Source organism: Pelotomaculum schinkii (assembly GCF_004369205.1).
Lineage (GTDB): Bacteria > Bacillota > Desulfotomaculia > Desulfotomaculales > Pelotomaculaceae > Pelotomaculum_C > Pelotomaculum_C schinkii.
This window is the reverse complement of record NZ_QFGA01000001.1, coordinates 1559965-1579048: the sequence shown is the minus strand read 5'-3', so window position 1 is coordinate 1579048 and position 19084 is coordinate 1559965. Positions and strand designations below refer to the sequence as shown.

Here is a 19084-nt window from a genome sequence, read left to right as displayed (position 1 = left end):
AATGACCCTGTTCTTTGACTGAGATTTCGCCCCATAACATCGGAACCCTTTTAGCGCCAGAAATTCTGCAACTTATACAGTTCCTTTTTCCCCATAGCACCTACCGACATCGGCGGTTCCGTTCAATCAAATTATCTGAAGCCCTACGTAGCCTCTGCTTACATGGGGTTTCTTTTTTGGGCTTCAGATAATTTGCTATTCATTATCCCTAAAGGTAAAATATTACAAGGCATAGAACATATCATAATAATAACGAGGAGGGATTATCATGTCGAGGATAGTTTTAATAATGTTGGTTGTGATAACATGTTTAGCCTTGTTTCCAGTGGGGTTGGTTTGTGCAACTACAGTAACACTAAACGGTGAAACCCTTCAATTTGATATACCCCCAACTGTTGAAAACGGTCGCACCTTGGTTCCGATGCGAGCAATATCTGAAGCCTTAGGTGCAAGTGTTATTTGGGACGAATCTACTCAAACGGTTATTGCAATAAAAGATAGTACTGAAGTAAAACTAGTCATCGGAGACGCTGCATATAAGAACGGTGTACCAGTAAAACTTGACGTTCCGGCAAAAATTATCAACGATAGGACAATGGTACCACTACGGTTTATATCAGAGGCTATGGGCTGTACAGTAAATTGGGATGATTCTAGACAGATAATTACTATTTCTTCTACAGATAACCCTGCTGAAACTCCACCCAACAATGATGACAAGAGTTCAAAATCCTCTCAGCAAAATGGCTATCTCGCTGTACATTATAATAAAGTGTTTTATATAACTTGGACAGAGTCAGGCACAAAACTTAAAGGGGAATTCCATAGCTTTCAAATCAATAATGGTGAAATAATGAGTGCACAAGTTCCATTTGAAGGCACTAAAAATGGTCCTGACATCAGCATAACAGTTCATTACCAAACCGTTCCTGTAATTGATATAACTGGATCTATAAAACATGGTGTATTGAATTTACAGTACGCTGAAAATGATGAACTAACAAAGTTTACTTTCAGGCCAAGTTCACTCGATGATTATACCAAGACCGTGGATGAAGTCAAAAAAACATGGCAAGACCAGGACATATATAGTTTTCCTGGTGGCTCTATGGAACCGACTATCCCTGCTGGCAGCTGTATAATAGTAAAAAAGTATCAAAATATAAATTCACTGAAACGTGGGGATATAATCGCTTTTAAGTATCCATTAGATACCAAGAGGGTATTTGCTAAGAGAGTTATTGGCCTTGGAGGCGAAACTATTTCTTTGAAGGATAGTCACCTGTTTATTAACGGACTAGAAGTGCCTGAAGAGTATTTGCCCAAGGACTTACAGTTTTCTGATTACGGCCCAAAGACGATACCTGATGGCATGTATTTTGTAATGGGTGATAACCGCAATAACAGTGATGATAGCCGTGTATGGGGGTTTTTGCCTCAAGATTTGATTACAGGTAAAGTTATACAAATAATAGATAATACAAAGAATGAAAGCTTGAAATGATTGGAAGGAAATACCTGTCTGGCGGATGTTCCTTTTTTAAGTATTAAAAAGTTGAAAAGATGCCTTTAAATGACTGGGCTGATATGCGTGTAAAGCTCAAGCTTCCAGATGGACCGGCACCAGTATATGTATCACCATCTCATGCCGGCCTTCAAGCGGGCTCCCTGCGAGATGTGTGTAGACTGGTCGGCGGAATTGGCAGACCTCTCCGTGGGGGATTACTGGGATCCCCAAGCTCAAGCCGGTGAGACCATAGGGACCTCTTCCTGCCTGGTGCGCACACCTATAGGTGAAGATATTCTGGACAGGGCTGTCAAAAATAAATACATTGAAACAGCCGGCCTGGAAGCTTCCCGGCTGGCGGCCGGGGTGGGTTTTGAATTAAAAAAACATGCGGCTGCTTTCCGGTTGAGGCAGCGACGCCGTTTTGGCTGGCCGGTGCCTGACTATCACAGGGAAACTGACCACACTCCCTTTGTCAAGGAACAGCACTTGGCTCCGGAAACAAAAAACGGTAAGAAATAAGTGCCGAAAGTTAATAATTAAAGCATGAATTTTTAGTACCTGATTAATAATAAGCCTAATTGTTTGGAAGAAGCCACTTGAAAGATAGTGGTTTTTTCATGCCTATTCACCATAAAACCAACCTTCCCCAGAGGAAGAAGTATATAGGAATTTGGAAAAACTATTGCAAAAAATTAGCATATGATGTAACATAAATTATATAACATATGATATATAATTTATGTTACAAGAAGGAAGTGTTACTATGGGACCTAAGGTTAAATTTACCAAGGGGCAAATAATTGATGCAGCCTTTGAAATAGCTAAAACAGAAGGAATTGATGGTATAACCATCAGAAAAATCGCAGAACAAATGGGCAGTTCTGTAGCCCCCATCTACGTAAATTTTAAAAACATTGATGAACTGAATGAAGCTTTAATAGAGAAGATAATAAGTGTCAGTCAACAGCTTTTAAGCGAAGAAAGTTCAGGAAACCCATTTCATGATATAGGGAGGGCAAGTCTAAGGTTTGCCTCAGAATACAGCATAATTTTCAGAGATTTAGTCATGACCAATAATAGCCGCATAAAAGTCTATGATGAGAAAATAATACCGGCCTTGATTGAACAGATGAAAAAGGACCCTGAGTTGGAAGGTTTCACGGTGGATGAGTTAAAAACTATTTTATTAAAAATGAAGATATTTCAATTGGGCCTCTCGGTAATGGTTGCCCACGGCTTACTGCCCAAAGATTATGAAATACAGGATTTGATGGATTTATTATCAAGTGCGGCTAATGATGTAATACTATCCTCCCGGCTAAGTAAAAGTTAATCAAAATAAAAAACGGAACGGAGTGATAAAATGTTTAAAAGGATTAAATATCTTACGTTCGTTAGTTTTTTGATAAGCTTGATTTTAGCCCTATCTGCAGCGGCTGCTTCTGCAAACGACATTCAAGATATCAGCTTAGAAGCCTTTTTTGACAATACAATGAAATCCAAGCTGGAGAAATATCATATTCCCAATGCAACCGTATCTGTCGTGAAGAATGGCGAAATTGTATATAAGAAAGGATTCGGCCTGGCAGATATTGAGAACAATATTCCGGTTGATGCCGATACTACCCTTTTTCGTATTGGTTCTACTTCCAAATTAATTACCTGGACTGCAGTAATGCAGCTTGTTGAAGCGGGCAGACTGGATCTAAATACCGATATTAACAGATATTTGGATTTTGAAATATCACCACGGCTTGAAAAACCCCTCCAAAAAACTATAGCAGAACCGATAACAATGACCCATTTGATGACCCACACTCCAGGTTTTGAAGATTACCCCGACATACTTTTCAGGCTTTCGGAAGATGATCTTTTACCTCTGAATGAATATATAAAGAACTACCTGCCTGCAAGGATATTTCCCGCTGGTGAAGTTGCTGCCTATTCAAATTATGGTACTGCTTTGGCAGGTTATATTGTAGAAAGATTATCTGGTCAGCCCTTTTCAGATTATGTTGAAAAAAATATTTTCACGCCTTTAAATATGAATAACAGTACCTACCGGCAACCTCCAACATTAGACTCGCCTGCCTGTATTGCTAAACCCTACAGGTTTATTAATGGGTCATATACTGAAGCAAGTTTCGAATACATAATGCTCGAACCAGCAGGCAGTATGAGCAGTACTGCCTCAGATATGGCCAATTTCATGATAGCCCATTTATCTGGTGGTGCTTATAGCGGAGGACGAATCCTTAAGGAAGAAACCGCAAAAGAAATGCATAAGCAGCACTTTACCTATGATCCGACGTTGGGAGGCATGACTCTTGGATATATGGAGGGGGTCTTTAATGACAAAGATGTGCTTTTTCATGGTGGAAGTACTATGCTCTATAACTCAGGTCTTTACCTGGTGCCGGAAGTGAATACAGGAATTTTTATTTCCTACAGTGGTGGTAATCATCTTCTTCATTCCGAGGTTTTTCAAGAGTTTATGGATTTTTACTATCCAATTACAGCTCAAATAAAGGGAGTACCTGGCGAAGGCAGCCGGGAAAGGGCTAAGAAGTTTACAGGTGAATACCAGATGAACCGGAAAAGCGTTACTACTGATGAGAAAATTGCCAGCATATTGGCTGGGGGTATTATTAATGTTGATGTGGATGAAGATGGATATCTTCTGGTAACTAATGGCGGAGAAACAAATAAATTTATTGAAATTGAGCCTGGTGTGTATCAGAACCTTAGAGAAGGAAGAACTCAGGATGCCTTTGGCCCGTTTCATAAAATTATTTTTAAAACAGATCCCTTTGGCAGAATAATGTTAACCACCGATGGACCCCTGACATATTCGAAAGCTCCATTTTATTCAACTATGAGTTTTACAGCATTAGCTGCAATAATCATATTATTAATCACTATAAGTTCGCTTATTTGCTGGGCAATCATGATGATATCAGGTTGGTTTAAAAGGGGAAAAAATAAAAACTCCGGGTTTTCTGCCATTGCTTTTTGGGTTGGAATTTGTACGAGCATCACCATCCTGATTTTATTCGCCAGCCTGTTTTCTTCAGGCATTGATCCTGTATACCAATTACCAAAAGAAGCGTATATGCCTGTAGAAGGAAATCCATTACTTGATTTTATACCAACCCTTATGTGGATTTTCAGTTGTTTACTGGTGCCTTTTACGGTGATTGCTTGGTGGAAGGGACTTTGGGGGCGGATTGCCCGGGTGCATTATAGTATATTTACCCTGGCAGTTATGGGATTGATCTGGATCCTTAATTATTGGAATATATTTATTAAGTGATATCTTAACTATTAAGCCCCTTAATTGAGTTTGAGCCATACCCCCTATGCGAAAGGCGGGACGTATCGTGTTAATCACGCTTTCTATTTTACTGGCCTGTATACTCATTCTTGTTGGCGTACTGCTGGCATGGAGCCCAGGTAAGCCAAAACCATTTCTCTTGACAATGTATCGGAGTTACTATAAACTTTTATCATATTAAAATCGAAAAGGTAGTGTCTGTTTGGCTATTGTCCTGTAAGGAACACATAATTGTACATGTTAGAAAAGGCAATTGCGATTGCTTTTATTTGTGTGCAATTTTTGTCTTCATACAGAACTATGTCAAGCTGATCTTAAGATATGATCTTGGGTTTGGCATAGTATTGTACTATGCTTTTTTTCTTTTCTGTATGGAAAGTGTGTTCCAAATTGAAAATCGCTTATTCATTATTAGAAAGGAAGATAAATTATGAAGTATACAAAATCAGGAAAATATGACAGTAACTATATAAAAGAAAATATAATGGGACCAAATCCCATAAAGCTGCTGGAGGAATTACTTGCACTTCACAGTATTCCCCAAAACGCAACCGTGCTTGATCTAGGATGCGGGCGTGGAGTTACGTCTGTCTTTATGGTTAAGGAGTATAGTCTGCGTGTATTTGCAACCGATTTATGGGTCAGCGCAACCGATAATAAAACGCGTTTTGATGATCTGGGATTGACTTCTGAGCAAATTATTCCAATCCATGCGGAGGCGCACAGCCTGCCGTATGCCGAAGAATTCTTTGACGCAGTGGTAAGCATAGATTCCTATCACTATTTTGGACGTGATGAGAAGTACCTGGGTAAGCATTTGCTGCCTTTAGTGAAGCATGGAGGATACTTGCTGTTTGCCGTTCCTGGGCTTAAAAAGGATATTCACGCCAATCTGCCGCCTGAAATGTTGCTTTCATGGACAGCAGAAGATATAGAAACTTTACATGATACCACATATTGGCGGAAGATGCTTGAGATTACTGATGGCATCGAAATTATATCAGTCTGCGAAATGGAAAGCTTTGACGAATGCTGGAATGATTGGCTTGTCTGTGACAATAAATATGCCGTTAATGATCGCAAGTCCATGAACGCTGGTGCAGGCAAGTATATGAACTTTATAGCAATAATCATACGCAGAAAGTAAGTTGCTAACAAATCGAGCCTCCTCAAAAGGGCTATATTATTAGCTGATGTAACGGCACACTTTGGGCAAGACCCGTAAATCTGATTACGGACATGCCAAATGTGTGCCGTTTAATTTCAAATGAGAAAGGATCGATTTATGACAAGAGCCGTGAGTACTCTTGACGATCCTAAATTTCGACAATATAATCTATATATTGCATTATTGTATACAAGTATAATATACAGTGAAGGGTGTGCTTTTATGATCGAGCCAAACAAACACAGTAACCTATTAGAACAGGATCCTTATAAATACAAATTGCAGGAAGTGGCAGAACCCAATCTTTATAGAGATATCTTTCCTTATACGGAAGTGCCCAAAATACCCTTTAACCACCGGCTTGTGCCAATAGGAATGCCCGAGAAAATCTGGATTACCGACACCACCTTTCGGGACGGGCAACAATCCCGTGCCCCGTATACTGTGGAACAAATAGTTGATCTATATAAGATGCTCCATCGTTTGGGGGGGCCTAACGGTATTATCCGGCAGACAGAATTTTTTATCTACAGTAAACTAGATCGGGAAGCAGTCAGTAAATGTATGGATCTCGGTTATGATTTTCCGGAAATTACTTCCTGGATCAGAGCTACCAAAGAAGATTTTCAACTGGTTAAAGATATGGGTATCAAAGAAACCGGCATCCTGGTCAGTTGCTCTGATTATCACATATTTAAAAAGCTGGGCAAAACCCGCAAGCAAGCCATGGACAGTTATTTGTCTGTGGTAGCACAAGCATTAGAAGTAGGTGTACAGCCTCGCTGTCATTTAGAAGATATCACCCGGGCAGATTACTACAGCTTTGTCGTACCCTTTGTTAATCAATTAATGGCCATGTCAAAAGAGTCAGGTATCCCAATCAAAATTCGTGCCTGTGATACCATGGGCTACGGCATTCCTTTCTCCGGCGTTGCATTGCCCAGAAGCGTCCCCGGTCTGATTTACGGCTTCCAGCATTATGCCGACGTGCCTTCAGAACTGTTGGAATGGCATGGCCACAACGATTTTAATAAAGCTGTGATAAACGCAACCGTTGCCTGGCTTTACGGCTGCTCTGCCATAAACTGTTCCTTGTTGGGCATCGGGGAACGGACCGGAAACATTCCTTTGGAATCTATGGTCTTTGAATACGCTTCTTTAAGAGGCGCTTTTGACGGCATGGATCCCACTGTAATCACAGAAATAGCTGAATACTATGATAAGAAAATCGGTTATCACGTTCCGCCCATGACACCTTTTGTGGGTAAAAACTTTAATTTAACCCGTGCCGGCATTCATGCCGATGGTTTGCTGAAAGATGAAGAAATATATAACATTTTTGATACAAAACTATTGTTGAATCGTACACCAGTGGTAGCTGTGAGCAAAACCTCCGGTTCGGCCGGTATTGCTTACTGGATAAATTCCTATTATGATTTGCCTGATGAAAAAAAAGTTAGTAAAAATAATCCCCTGGTTAAATATGTGAAAGAATGGGTGGACAAAGAATATAGCAACGGCCGAACCACCAACATCAGCGATAAAGAACTGGCATCTGTTATCGAAGAATATAATTTGTCTTTTGAAAAAAAAGCATAACTTGTTAGCTGCTCTATCCATAGAGCTGCTATAACAGGTTTAAAACCCACAGGAAATGCTTTGAACATGCACCTTCTTTTCATTACCTGCCAGATATTCCTTATAGGAGGCAAAACGATTATGAAAAGCCCGGACAGTTCCAATTCATTAAGCGTACGCGTTTTTGAAGAACTGGAAGAGAGTATCTTGAACGGCATAATTAAACCCGGAGAGAATCTCATTGAGATGAAGCTTTGTGCGGAATTGGGCGTTAGCCGGACGCCGGTGCGGGAAGCAGTTCGGATGCTGGAGCAAAAAGGCCTGGTACAAATTATCCCAAATAAAGGTGCTGTCGTTCTAGGAATCAGCGAGAAGGATCTGGAAGATATTTATACCATCCGTATGTATATCGAAGGATTGGGGTCCAGGTGGGCTGCCGCCAATATTACCGAAGAACAAATTAGAGAGTTGACGGAAATTGTTGATTTGCAAGAATTCTATCAAATAAAAAATGCCATGGAACACATCAACCAACTGGATTCTCAGTTTCATGAAAGGGTTTTCGCATACAGCAACAGCCGGACTTTGCAGCATACCCTTTCGCATCTGCACCATATGATCCAGTATTACCGGCAGCTTTCTTTCAACTCCGGTGGACGAGCTGAAAAAGCCATAAAGGAGCATCGCCAGATTTTGTTGGCTCTCGCAGATCATGACCAAGATGCCGCCGAGAAGCTGACCATAGAACATGTTGTCCATGCAAAAGAAAATCTCTTGCATATTATCAGGACACATAAATAACAGCGGGCCGCCTCTTCAAAACAAGACCAACCTTCACATGAAAAAAGGAGAAATCTCCACTGATTAATGGCAGCAGATGTCAATAAGCTTAATTTGGAGTCTATGGATTTTATTTAAAAAATGAGATACAAGGAGAATATACATGTCCGGTACAATAACGGAAAAAATCTTGAGACAGCACATTGTTGAGGGGAAAGCTGCTGCAGGTGAAGTGGCAGCGCTAAAAATTGATCACACTTTAACGCAGGATGCCACTGGAACAATGGCCTATCTGCAATTTGAAGCAATTGGCATCGACCGTGTTAAAACGGAGTTAAGCGTCAGCTTTGTAGACCACAATACCCTGCAAACAGATTTTAAAAACTCTGATGATCACTTGTTTTTGCAATCTGCAGCACAAAAATATGGGATCCACTTTTCCAGACCCGGAAATGGGATTTGTCATCAGGTTTTCCTTGAGAGGTTTGCCCGTCCGGGAAAAACTTTGATAGGTTCTGATAGCCACACACCTACTGCAGGTGGCATTGGTTCTTTTGCTATGGGAGCTGGCGGACTTGATGTTGCTGCCGCCATGGCCGGCGAAACTTTTAGAATAAAATTTCCGAAAGTTGTTGGTGTAAAGCTTACCGGTAAGTTGTCTGACTGGATCTCTGCGAAAGATGTGATCCTGGAAGTTTTAAGACGAATCAATGTAAATGGAGGAGTCGGAAAAGTATTGGAGTATTTTGGGCCCGGAGTGAAAAATTTAACTGTTCCGGACCGGGCAACCATCACGAACATGGGAACGGAAACCGGCTGCACAACCAGTCTTTTCCCCAGCGATGAAATAACCAGGAGTTTTTTAGAAGCACAGGGCAGAGGAGAACATTGGCAGGAAATAGTGCCTGATGAAAATGCTGAGTATGATGAAGTAATTGAAATCAACTTAAGTGAGTTGGAACCTTTGGTGGCATTGCCCCACAGCCCGGGCAATGTTAAAACGGTAAGGGAAGTTGCTGGTTTAAAGGTGGACCAGGTGGCAATCGGGTCATGCACCAATTCCTCTTTAAAAGATCTGAAAGTTGTTGCCAATGCGTTAAAAGGCAAAACGGTGTCCCAAAACCTTCATCTGACTATTAGCGCAGGCTCCAGGCAGGTCGTTGAGCACTTAATTGACAGCGGCGAAATGAAATATCTTATCCAGGCTGGAGCGAGGATCCTGGAAAACACCTGCGGGCCTTGTATTGGAATGGGTTCGGCGCCATGTTCCAAAGGGGTGTCTGTCAGGACTTTCAATAGAAATTTTGAAGGTCGAAGCGGAACAAAGGATGCTCAGGTCTATCTGGTCAGTCCTGAAGTGGCTGCAGCAACAGCGCTGACAGGTGTTTTATCTGATCCCAGGGATTTAGGCGAATATCCTAAAATTGAAATGCCGGAAAAGTTTTTTGTCAACGATAACATGATCATCAGGCCGCGGCCTTTTGAGGAAGCTAAAAACATTAAGGTTCACTATGGGCCTAATATTAAGCCTTTACCTCCATTCCCGCCGCTGCCCGATGTTTTGCGGGGTGAGGCTCTGATTAAGCTAGGGGACAATATTACCACCGATCATATTATGCCGGCAGGCGCAAAAATATTGCCATTGCGCAGTAACATACCAGAAATATCCAAATATGTTCTGGAGGTGGTCGACAATAATTTTCATCAAAGGGCTGTCGAAAAAAATGGCGGATTTATCATTGCCGGTGATAATTACGGACAGGGTTCAAGCCGTGAGCACGCGGCGTTGGCACCCAAACACCTGGGAATTAAAGCGGTTATCGTGAAATCCTTTGCCCGCATCCACCTGGCAAATTTGATTAACTTTGGTATCGTACCCTTAACCTTTGAAAATCCTGATGATTATGACAAGATCGAGGCTGGAGATTCTTTAGAGGTGGAAATAGGCAATCTTCAGAGTGAAGTATTCCTGCACAATATAACAAAGGGAACTAAGATTAAATTACTGCATACCCTTTCAGAATTGGACGCTGAGATCTTAAAGATGGGCGGCAAGCTTTCCTGGATCAGAAAGAATATAGCAGAATAAAAGGTGTGGGGGAATTGAAATGAGCGAAAAAATCATCATGAAAACACCGCTGGTCGAGATGGACGGCGACGAAATGACCAGAATCATCTGGGCGATGATCAAAAAAATCCTTTTAGAGCCCTATGTGGAACTGAATACGGAATACTATGATCTTGGACTTGAGAAGAGGGATGAGACCGAGGATCAGATCACGGTAGACGCTGCCAACGCCATAAAAAAATACGGCGTTGGTGTAAAATGCGCAACCATTACCCCCAATGCAGCCAGGGTTGAGGAATATAAACTTAAAAAGATGTGGAAAAGTCCCAACGGTACCATCAGAAGTATTTTGGACGGAACAGTTTTCCGCACGCCGATCCTTGTCAACAACCTGACTTCCTATATACCGACCTGGAAGAAACCCATTACCATTGCCAGACATGCTTACGGAGATATTTATAAGAATACGGAGTACCGTGTCGATAAGCCGGGAAAAGTTGAGCTGGTCTATACATCGGAGGATGGGCAGGTAGAGAAATACCTTGTTCACGACTTCAAGAGCCCGGGCGTTGTCATGGGGATGCACAACCTTGATGCATCCATCAGAAGCTTTGCCAAAGCATGCTTTGCTTTTGCGCTTGATCAGAAGATCGATCTCTGGTTCTCAACAAAAGATACTATATCTAAGATTTATGACCATCAATTTAAAGATATTTTCCAGGAAATTTATGAAGAACAATACAAATCCGAATTTGAAGCGGCTGGCTTAGAGTACTTCTATACCCTCATTGACGATGTGGTTGCTCGTATTGTCCGGTCTGAAGGCGGTGTGCTGTGGGCCTGCAAGAACTATGACGGCGATGTGATGTCTGATATGGTGGCCACCGCTTTTGGCAGCCTGGCCATGATGACCTCTGTTTTAGTCTCACCGCAGGGCTATTATGAATTTGAGGCTGCTCATGGGACCGTTCAGAGGCATTATTACAAGCATCTGAAAGGGATGAAAACCTCTACGAATTCCATGGCCACCATCTTTGCCTGGACCGGAGCCCTGAAAAAGCGCGGGGAGCTGGACGGTTCTCAGGATCTTGTGAGATTTGCTCAGAAGCTGGAAAAAGCTTCTGTTCAGACTATTGAAGAGGGTGTCATCACCAAGGATCTTGATCATCTGTTAACTTCAGCCGATAGGACCGTTGTCGATACAGAAGAATTTATATATAAGATAAAAGAACGCTTGGAAAAGATATAAACTCCACCCTGACAAGTAATCGCACAAAAAATAGAAGAATGGAATTGTCAACAAAAATTAACACAAAGTAGTTAACTTGGATCCGGTAAGTAACTCCCGTTTTTTTGTTCGTGGTGAAGTGATCACCTAATAAAAGGAAGTAGGCTCACATTATTCCTGGTAATTATTGAATCAAATAGCATTGATTTTCCCTTAGTAAAGAGTTGAGCTTATAGTGCTTTTGAAAAGGGTGCATCAAACAAGCCGGGGCCATTCCGGGAGTAAAAATATCACTATAATTTAGCTTTGGTGCTATCATCCAGATGGTGAGACAAGTAACCATGCTCTTTGACATATGAATTCCTTTAGCCTGCTTTTAGTGTTATCTACAACCTCCTGCAACCACTGATTGGCTGCCAGCCTTACATGACGGTAGCGGCCATTGCCAACCACATTGCCTGGTACATTTAGAATTAACCTTCTTATGGTTGGGATCTCATAGCTGGATGCGCCAGCCGGTAACAGCGACAGCCTGAACCAGTTCAGGAGATTGTAAGACAATATCTTGATCCACATAAAGGCCTTGTTCCTTAACATTTCATTCTGGCTGGTTTGCTCGATGCCTACGCCGGTTTTCAGCTCATCGATTTTGTTTTCCACATTACAGCGCTTATTGTACCAGTGCCAGATCTCCTCAGGTGAGAGATCTTCCATATTTGTCACGATGGCTTCGTAATCATATAAATCTGTAAATGCAAAAGTGTCTTGGTTACCTTTGGAGGTTGTTTTAACTTTCTCTCTAATGAAAACAAATCTTCTGGCCCGTTCCCAGCTTTGAAGCGGTACGGTGATTTCATTCACCGCATATGTGTTGTCAAGTTCCTGCCAGGAATTCTGGCAGTATAAACCTACAGCCCATTAAAATCAAGTTTTTTAGTGTCGAAGGACCCACACATAATTACTTAGAGAATGTAAATAACCTATGTTTAAGCCCCATTTATGGTGTCTAGGGTGGGACTGAACCCATACGGTCACCCACACGCCCCTCATGGTAGTGAGCTTGCCCCATTAAAATAGACATAGAAAATGGCGGATTATCTTCTGTTTTCACAGATTTTCAATTTTAGGCTGGGAATGAGGCTTAGCAAATTCTTTCTCATGTTCGACCAAGTATCGAATAAGAGCCGTGGCCGCCCTTGACATGGAGCCTCGCACCCGTGTTGCCAAGGACCAAGGGGCCAGTATCGCTTTGCTTATGGCCCTTGCCAATCAAGGCTAACACGGGCATTCTCCATGTAAAGGGTCTTCGCTTCGCTACGATGAACGGCCACTTACGCTGCTGTTTTAAAGGATTGTTCGTATTCGACTGGCGACATATATCCAAGGGCTGAATGCAGCCGAACCCGGTTGTAAAAGACTTCAATATATTCAAAGATGGCTTGACGGGCTTCAGCTCTTGTTTTAAATCGGGTACCATAAATCAGTTCCCTCTTCAGGGTTCCAAAAAACGATTCCATACAGGCGTTGTCATAACAATTACCTTTGCGGCTCATACTGGCGTTCATTTCGTAGTCCTTTAAAGCTTGCTGGTATTCATGACTGGCATATTGACTCCCGCGGTCTGAGTGATGAATAAGTCCTGCTGATGGCCGATACCGCCAAACTGCCTGTCTGAGAGCATCCAGGACCAACTGGCGAGTCATTGTACTGTCCATAGCCCAGCCCACAATCTTTCTTTGGAACAGGTCTTCAATAGCTGCAAGGTATAACCACCCTTCATCCGTTGCGACATATGTAATATCAGCAACCCAGACCTGATTAGGATGGCTGGCAGTAAAGTTCTGATTAACAATGTTTTCAGCAACCGGATAATGGTGCTTTGAGTTAGTGGTAGCCTTAAATTTTCTCCTTGTCTTGGCGGCTATATCGTTCTCCCGCATCAGGCGGGCCACCCGGTTCCGGCTGCAAGTAATGCCTTGTTTCTTCAAGGTCCTGGTTATTCTCGGACTACCATAAGTACCCCGGGAAATCTGATGAACCTTACGGATCTTTTTAATTAGTTCTTTATTCCGGATTTTTCGCCGGCTTTCCGGCCTTTTCAGCCAAGCATAGTAACCGCTTCGAGAGACTCCAAAAACCTGGCACATCTTCTCCACCCGAAATTTGAAGCGGTGCTGATTAATAAACTTATAAGCTATTTCTGGTGTCTTGCGAAGATGGCCGTGGCCTTTTTTAGAATGGCGTTTTCCTCTTGTAAATCAGCTATCATTTTTTTTAAACGCCTGGTTTCTGCGTCCTCTGGCAGTAGATTGCCGCTGCCTGGAAAAGCGTTTTCCTTATGTTCTTTATACTGACTAACCCATTTGTGCAGGGTGTTCTCATGGATACCGAGTTCTTTGGCCACCGTTGCCACGGATCGCCCCAACTCTACTACCAGGCGGACCGCTTCTTCTTTAAAATGCTTATCGTAACGTTTCATGATGGACACCTCCACTGGTTTTATTGTACCAGCCATTTACCGTGTCCATCAAATCGGGTCAGGTTTAGTAGCGTTACTTTGTGGTAAGGGTTCTGTATATCTTTCTTTAATATGTTAAGGTAGTCTATGCTTGAGATATGATTAATCAGTAGACGTTTAACCTGTTATTTCCTCCATCCAATTAAATTGATCCGCAATTTTACCAGACTGTACGCCAGTGACATAATTAAAGAGTTTTTGAGCAAATTCACCGGTTTGGTTATTGTTGATTACGATTTTTTGTCCTTTCCAAGATAGCTCGCCAACAGGGGAGATGACCGCAGCGGTACCGGAACCGAAAACTTCTTCTAACTCACCTTTCGGTGCGACCAAGCCTAGGTCGTGAAGTTTAGCAGGTGGAAATCCTGCTTGGAAAGGCTAAGTCAAGCCACCAATAGCGAGTCTTGGACGGCTGGAAGTAATTCCAGACGTTAAGCGTAGACAGCCAGGTAGTAGGCCTGAAAGTGATTGAGCCTCGAAAAGAGTAAACTGGAGAGGTCGACGTTTTCGAAAGCACGGAAGACAACACTCATTCATGCGTTAAAGACGAGGATGAATGAGCTCTCCCGGGGTCGAAGAGCCAGGCATGCTATACAATGACTTTACAGCAACTTGGGAGACCCTGCCCATTCTTCTGAAAGGAAGTATGACAAACAACCGATAACAAGGGAGAATGTCAAATGATGGACAGGGAGTCGGATCACTGCATACTACCAATGAAACCGAGTAATGTCGGCAGAGGGAAGGCAGTGACATATCACCGATCTTGCTAAGGACACATTTTCTACACACAGGGGTAGGCCAAAAGTGCAAACAAAACTAGCAAGAATAGCAGAGATCGCGAAAGAAAATCCAAAAGAGCAATTCACATCGCTGTATCACCTCTTGAACGAGGAACTGCTGACACAATGCCATCGGGAACTAGACGGCAATAAAGCAACAGGTGTCGATCAAGTCACGAAAGCAGCATATGAGGAAAATCTTGAATTAAACATCAAGGACCTGGTAGAGCGATTAAAGAGGAAAAGTTACCGACCACAGCCCGTAAGAAGAACGTATATACCCAAGGATGAAAAGAGCAAAAGGCCGCTCGGCATCCCTTCTTACGAGGACAAAATCGTGCAGTTGGGACTGAACAAGATTTTACAAGCCATCTACGAGCAGGACTTTCTAAACCTATCCTACGGTTTCCGACCGGGAAGAAGCTGTCACGACGCGCTTAAAGCCCTGAATCGCATCATCGAGTATGGAAAAACCAGCTATATCGTGGACGCCGACATCCGTAGCTTCTTCACCAATGTCAATCACGAATGGCTCATGAAATTCCTTGGAGTCAGAGTAACAGACCCTAATATCCAAAGGCTGATCCGGCGTTTTCTGAAGGCTGGGGTTATGGAACAAGGCACATGGGAACTAACGGAAACCGGCACCCCGCAAGGGTCGCTGATTTCGCCGATACTGGCAAATCTCTATCTGCATTACGCCTTGGACTTATGGTTCGAGATTGTAGTAAAGAGAGCGTGCCGTGGCGATGCGAGTATGATCAGATATGCCGATGATTACGTGTGCTGCTTCCAGTACAAGGACGATGCAGAGCGATTCTACCAAGCGTTAGTTAAGCGACTGGCCAAATTCGACCTGCAAATTGCAGAAGAGAAAACGAAAATCTTGGAATTTGGACGCTTCGCCGAAGAAAACCGGAAACGAAAAGGACTAGGGAAGCCCAAGACGTTTGATTTCCTAGGTTTTACTCACTATTGCAGCAAAAGCAGCAAGGGTAAATTCAGAGTAAAGAGGAAAACAAGCGGAAAGAAGTTTAAGTCAAAAGTGAAAGCATTCAAGGAATGGTTGAAAGCAGAACGCCATCAAGACGTGAAGAGATTAATGAAAACAATACGGGCCAAGCTAATAGGACATTACCGCTATTATGGGGTAACCGACAATAGCCGGGCGCTGTCCGTATACAAATTTCAGATCATCAAAGCGTTATTCAAATGGCTAAATCGCAGGAGCCAGAGAAGAAGCTTCACCTATGACAAATTTAATCTCTTTCTGAAACGCAACCCTTTACCCGAGCCCAAAATTTATGTGAATATCTATGGCTGATCATAGCAACTCTGTAAAAGATGGTATGAGGAGCCGTATGCCTTAATTGGGCACGTACGGATCTGTGAGGGGTGTATGCCGTGAGGCATACATCTACTCGACCATGGGCTTCAAATACTTCCTCAATAGAAATCTGGCGTTCATATACTTTCATCCCCCAGCTCCGGCATAATTCCAGGACGGTCTTACGGGTTATTCCTCCTAAAATACTGCCATTGAGTGCAGGTGTAATGATTTCACCATTAATCTTGAAGAGAATATTCATGGTCCCTACTTCTTCAATATATTTACGGTGGACTGCATCTAACCAGAGAACTTGTCCGAAACCTTCAGCATAAGCTTCTTGTTGTGCAGCTAAACTCATGGCGTAATTAGCTGGTGTTTTTGCTTCACCTAGCCCCCCTTTAGTAGCCCGAACATATTTATCTTCTACTTTAATGCTAACGGGATTAAAGCCGGTTTTATAGTAAGCACCGACTGGTGAAAGGATAATAAGCAATTTATAGCTATCCGCTACCTTGACGCCAAGTTGCGGTTCATTAGCCACAACAAAGGGCCTGATATAAAGAGAAGTACCTGGCTTACCTGGGATCCAATCCTTTTCTAAAGCTAAAAGTTTTAATAAAGCTGTATGGATTTGTTCAACATCCATTGGGGGAATGCAAAGTAATTTTGCGGTCGATTGCCGAACCCATACGGTGCAATTTTGGTGTGGTCGACCGGAATTAAAACCGGTACTCATTACTGAATAAAAAAACCAGAGCGAAAATTTCCGCTCCGGTTTTCTGTAAAATTTATCATTGATTAGAGGCTGCGGGCAACCTCATAGGCATTCCAAACCGCGTGAATAATATTTTTTACTTCACGAGAATCCCCGATATTGTAAACCGGAATACCCACTCCGCGCAGCTCCTCCTGAAGCTTGTTTTCGCTGCGGTAGCCCACGGCGACAAGAACCGTGTCAGCCGGGATTTCTTTGGCGCCTTCCTTATTTTCAACGGTTACGGAAGTGTCGTCCACTTTCGTAAGTTTCGTTCCGCAGTAGACATCCACCTTGTTAAAGGGCAGCAAATCCTTGAGCATGTCATAATTCATAAACGGCATATTGTGCGGACCGCCGAGAATATCGGGCATTATTTCCACAACGGACACCTTTTTGCCCTGCTGGGCGAGCCACAGCGCCGTTTCACATCCTACAAGACCGCCACCAATCACAACAATTTTGTCCCCGGCCTTTTCCTTGCCGGAAAGAACGTCCGTCGCGGTGCAGATATGATTTTCCCCTCCGAAATCAGGCACAATCGGTTTGGAACCGGTTGCCGTGACCACCACATCCGCTCCGAATTTTTCGACATAGGCGCGGTCTGCCCTTGTATTCAGTTTAACCTCCACGCCCAGCTTGCGCAGCTGGTTCTCATACCAGGCAATCAGTCTGCGGTCGTCCGTCTTGAAATCGGGAACACTGCCGGGAATCAGGTTTCCGCCCAGACGGTCCCCGGATTCAACAAGCGTAACGCTGTGGCCGCGCACCGCGCTGACGCGCGCAGCTTCCAACCCGGCGATACCTCCGCCGATAATTAAAACTTTCTTTTTCACATCCACCGGGGAAAGCCCGTAGACCGTTTCCCTTCCGCACGCAGGGTTTACGGCACAGGAAAGCGGAAGCCCTTTTGCTATCCGTCCCATGCAGCCGTCATGGCAGGAAAGGCAGGGGCGGATTTCGTCCAGACGATCTGTTTCTATCTTCTGAACAAGATACGGGTCGGCCAGCAGCGGGCGACCGTAGGAAACAAGGTCGCAGCAGCCATTCAGGGCGTCGATTGCGAGATCCGGATCGTCCAGCCGGCCGGCCAGGATGACAGGAACATTCACCGCTTCCTTTACCCTGCGGCCGAATTCGCGGTACATTCCTTTTTTGAAGAACATCGGAGGATGGTTCCAGTACCAGGAATCATAGGTGCCCGCATCCACATTCAGGCTGTCATACCCGGCCTCCACAAGGATTCTGGCGGCTTCGACGCCTTCATCATAATCTTTGCCGACTTCCGTGAAGGTTTCTCCGGGCAGGGCGCCCTGGCGAAGCCCTTTCATGAAGCTCTTCACGCTGTAGCGAAGCGAAACCGGGAAATCGGCTCCGCATACCTTTTTGACCCCTTGGACAATATCGGTGGCGATTTTCAGCCTGCCGCGAAGATCTCCGCCGTATTCGTCCGTCCTTTTGTTAAAAAAGGCGATGGCAAACTGGTCCAGCAGATAGCCTTCATGCACCGCGTGAATCTCGACGCCGTCAAAACCGGCTTGTTTTGCAACTGCCGCGCCTTTAATAAAATTCTGAATCAGCGTCTGGATTTCCTCTTTCGTCATCGCCCGATGCTGTTTGGCGGGATCAAAACGGTTGCTGTTTTCTGAAGGAGCGATGGCCTTTTTTATCAGTCCCGGTATGGCCGAGCGCCCCAGCCCGCCTGTAATCTGCAAAAAGATTTTGGCGTCATAGGCATGGATTTTTTCGATCATGGGGGAAGTGGATTTACAGAACATCAGCGGATTGTATGTCGGGCAGGGCAAAGCCTGTTCCGGCATTTCACTGTAGTCCGCCGCGCAGATTCCCGTGATGATCAGGCCGACTCCGCCTTTTGCCCGTTCAATATAATAATCCTGCGCTTCTCTGTTGAATCCTCCGTTTACGTCGGAGTAGCAAACAAGCCCCATCGGAGCCATTGAGGTCCGGTTTTTGATGGCCAGTTTTCCTATGGAAACAGGTTCGAATAATTTTGCATACTTCGGATTCACAAAA

14 protein-coding genes and 1 pseudogene are annotated in these 19084 nt (G+C 43.6%); 10 read left to right on the top strand and 5 right to left on the bottom strand.

Annotated elements, in window-relative coordinates; all coding sequences use genetic code 11:
• Positions 1 to 268 precede the first annotated feature (268 nt).
• The 9 genes from lepB (at position 269) to Psch_RS07420 (ending at position 11687) form a co-directional block, all read left to right on the top strand.
• On the top strand, positions 269 to 1504 hold the full coding sequence (lepB, locus tag Psch_RS07460) for a signal peptidase I (protein WP_190239722.1): 1236 nt from the start codon (positions 269 to 271) through the stop codon (positions 1502 to 1504).
• 108 nt (positions 1505 to 1612) lie between these two features.
• Positions 1613 to 2029 carry a Coenzyme F420 hydrogenase/dehydrogenase, beta subunit C-terminal domain gene (locus tag Psch_RS07455; protein WP_190239721.1) on the top strand — a complete coding sequence of 139 codons (417 nt, stop codon included), beginning with the start codon at positions 1613 to 1615 and terminating at the stop codon, positions 2027 to 2029.
• A gap of 244 nt (positions 2030 to 2273) precedes the next feature.
• Positions 2274 to 2843, top strand: a complete 570-nt coding sequence (locus tag Psch_RS07450; protein WP_190239720.1) for a TetR/AcrR family transcriptional regulator — start codon at positions 2274 to 2276, stop codon at positions 2841 to 2843.
• Between the two features lie 30 nt (positions 2844 to 2873).
• Positions 2874 to 4823 (top strand): serine hydrolase domain-containing protein, encoded by a 1950-nt coding sequence (locus Psch_RS07445; RefSeq protein ID WP_190239719.1) that lies wholly within the window; start codon positions 2874 to 2876, stop codon positions 4821 to 4823.
• A gap of 451 nt (positions 4824 to 5274) precedes the next feature.
• The gene (locus Psch_RS07440; RefSeq protein WP_190239718.1) at positions 5275 to 5991 is read left to right on the top strand and encodes an SAM-dependent methyltransferase; all 717 of its coding nucleotides are present in this window, start codon (positions 5275 to 5277) and stop codon (positions 5989 to 5991) included.
• 243 nt (positions 5992 to 6234) lie between these two features.
• A complete protein-coding gene (locus Psch_RS07435) occupies positions 6235 to 7611 on the top strand; it encodes a 2-isopropylmalate synthase (RefSeq protein ID WP_190239717.1) in 1377 nt (458 codons plus the stop codon).
• 120 nt (positions 7612 to 7731) lie between these two features.
• A complete protein-coding gene (locus Psch_RS07430) occupies positions 7732 to 8391 on the top strand; it encodes a GntR family transcriptional regulator (RefSeq protein ID WP_190239716.1) in 660 nt (219 codons plus the stop codon).
• Between the two features lie 142 nt (positions 8392 to 8533).
• Positions 8534 to 10459 carry an aconitate hydratase gene (locus Psch_RS07425; RefSeq protein WP_190239715.1) on the top strand — a complete coding sequence of 642 codons (1926 nt, stop codon included), beginning with the start codon at positions 8534 to 8536 and terminating at the stop codon, positions 10457 to 10459.
• A 19-nt stretch (positions 10460 to 10478) separates the two neighbouring features.
• The gene (locus tag Psch_RS07420; RefSeq protein ID WP_190239714.1) at positions 10479 to 11687 is read left to right on the top strand and encodes an NADP-dependent isocitrate dehydrogenase; all 1209 of its coding nucleotides are present in this window, start codon (positions 10479 to 10481) and stop codon (positions 11685 to 11687) included.
• A 294-nt stretch (positions 11688 to 11981) separates the two neighbouring features.
• On the opposite strand, the pseudogene Psch_RS07415 reads toward Psch_RS07420, so the two are convergent.
• The 3 genes and pseudogenes from Psch_RS07415 to Psch_RS07405 form a co-directional block, all read right to left on the bottom strand.
• Positions 11982 to 12563, bottom strand: a pseudogene (locus Psch_RS07415) (transposase); the annotation flags it as partial.
• A gap of 434 nt (positions 12564 to 12997) precedes the next feature.
• A protein-coding gene (locus tag Psch_RS07410; RefSeq protein ID WP_243123975.1) for an IS3 family transposase occupies positions 12998 to 14145 on the bottom strand; the annotation gives its coding sequence in 2 pieces (ribosomal slippage) (positions 12998 to 13893 and positions 13893 to 14145; 1149 coding nt in all).
• A 156-nt stretch (positions 14146 to 14301) separates the two neighbouring features.
• Positions 14302 to 14517, bottom strand: coding sequence for a hypothetical protein (locus Psch_RS07405; RefSeq protein WP_243123974.1), 216 nt, complete (start codon positions 14515 to 14517; stop codon positions 14302 to 14304).
• 474 nt (positions 14518 to 14991) lie between these two features.
• Between Psch_RS07405 and ltrA the strand changes: the two genes are divergently transcribed.
• The gene (ltrA, locus tag Psch_RS07400; RefSeq protein ID WP_190239712.1) at positions 14992 to 16290 is read left to right on the top strand and encodes a group II intron reverse transcriptase/maturase; all 1299 of its coding nucleotides are present in this window, start codon (positions 14992 to 14994) and stop codon (positions 16288 to 16290) included.
• On the opposite strand, the gene Psch_RS07395 is transcribed toward ltrA, so the two are convergent.
• Positions 16226 to 17032 carry an aminotransferase class IV gene (locus tag Psch_RS07395; protein WP_486644310.1) on the bottom strand — a complete coding sequence of 269 codons (807 nt, stop codon included), beginning with the start codon at positions 17030 to 17032 and terminating at the stop codon, positions 16226 to 16228. The genes ltrA and Psch_RS07395 overlap by 65 nt on opposite strands.
• Before the next feature lie 62 nt (positions 17033 to 17094).
• Positions 17095 to 19080, bottom strand: coding sequence for an oxidoreductase (locus Psch_RS07390; protein ID WP_206663734.1), 1986 nt, complete (start codon positions 19078 to 19080; stop codon positions 17095 to 17097).
• Between the last annotated feature and the right edge of the window lie 4 nt (positions 19081 to 19084).

What these genes read in the sequence shown, in the direction of transcription:
- lepB (WP_190239722.1), top strand. Translation starts at nt 269, where the DNA reads ATGTCGAGGATAGTTTTAATAATGTTGGTTGTGATAACATGTTTAGCC.
- Psch_RS07455 (WP_190239721.1), top strand. Translation starts at nt 1,613, where the DNA reads ATGGACCGGCACCAGTATATGTATCACCATCTCATGCCGGCCTTCAAG.
- Psch_RS07450 (WP_190239720.1), top strand. Translation starts at nt 2,274, where the DNA reads ATGGGACCTAAGGTTAAATTTACCAAGGGGCAAATAATTGATGCAGCC.
- Psch_RS07445 (WP_190239719.1), top strand. Translation starts at nt 2,874, where the DNA reads ATGTTTAAAAGGATTAAATATCTTACGTTCGTTAGTTTTTTGATAAGC.
- Psch_RS07440 (WP_190239718.1), top strand. Translation starts at nt 5,275, where the DNA reads ATGAAGTATACAAAATCAGGAAAATATGACAGTAACTATATAAAAGAA.
- Psch_RS07435 (WP_190239717.1), top strand. Translation starts at nt 6,235, where the DNA reads ATGATCGAGCCAAACAAACACAGTAACCTATTAGAACAGGATCCTTAT.
- Psch_RS07430 (WP_190239716.1), top strand. Translation starts at nt 7,732, where the DNA reads ATGAAAAGCCCGGACAGTTCCAATTCATTAAGCGTACGCGTTTTTGAA.
- Psch_RS07425 (WP_190239715.1), top strand. Translation starts at nt 8,534, where the DNA reads ATGTCCGGTACAATAACGGAAAAAATCTTGAGACAGCACATTGTTGAG.
- Psch_RS07420 (WP_190239714.1), top strand. Translation starts at nt 10,479, where the DNA reads ATGAGCGAAAAAATCATCATGAAAACACCGCTGGTCGAGATGGACGGC.
- Psch_RS07395 (WP_486644310.1), bottom strand. Translation starts at nt 17,032, where the DNA reads ATGAGTACCGGTTTTAATTCCGGTCGACCACACCAAAATTGCACCGTA.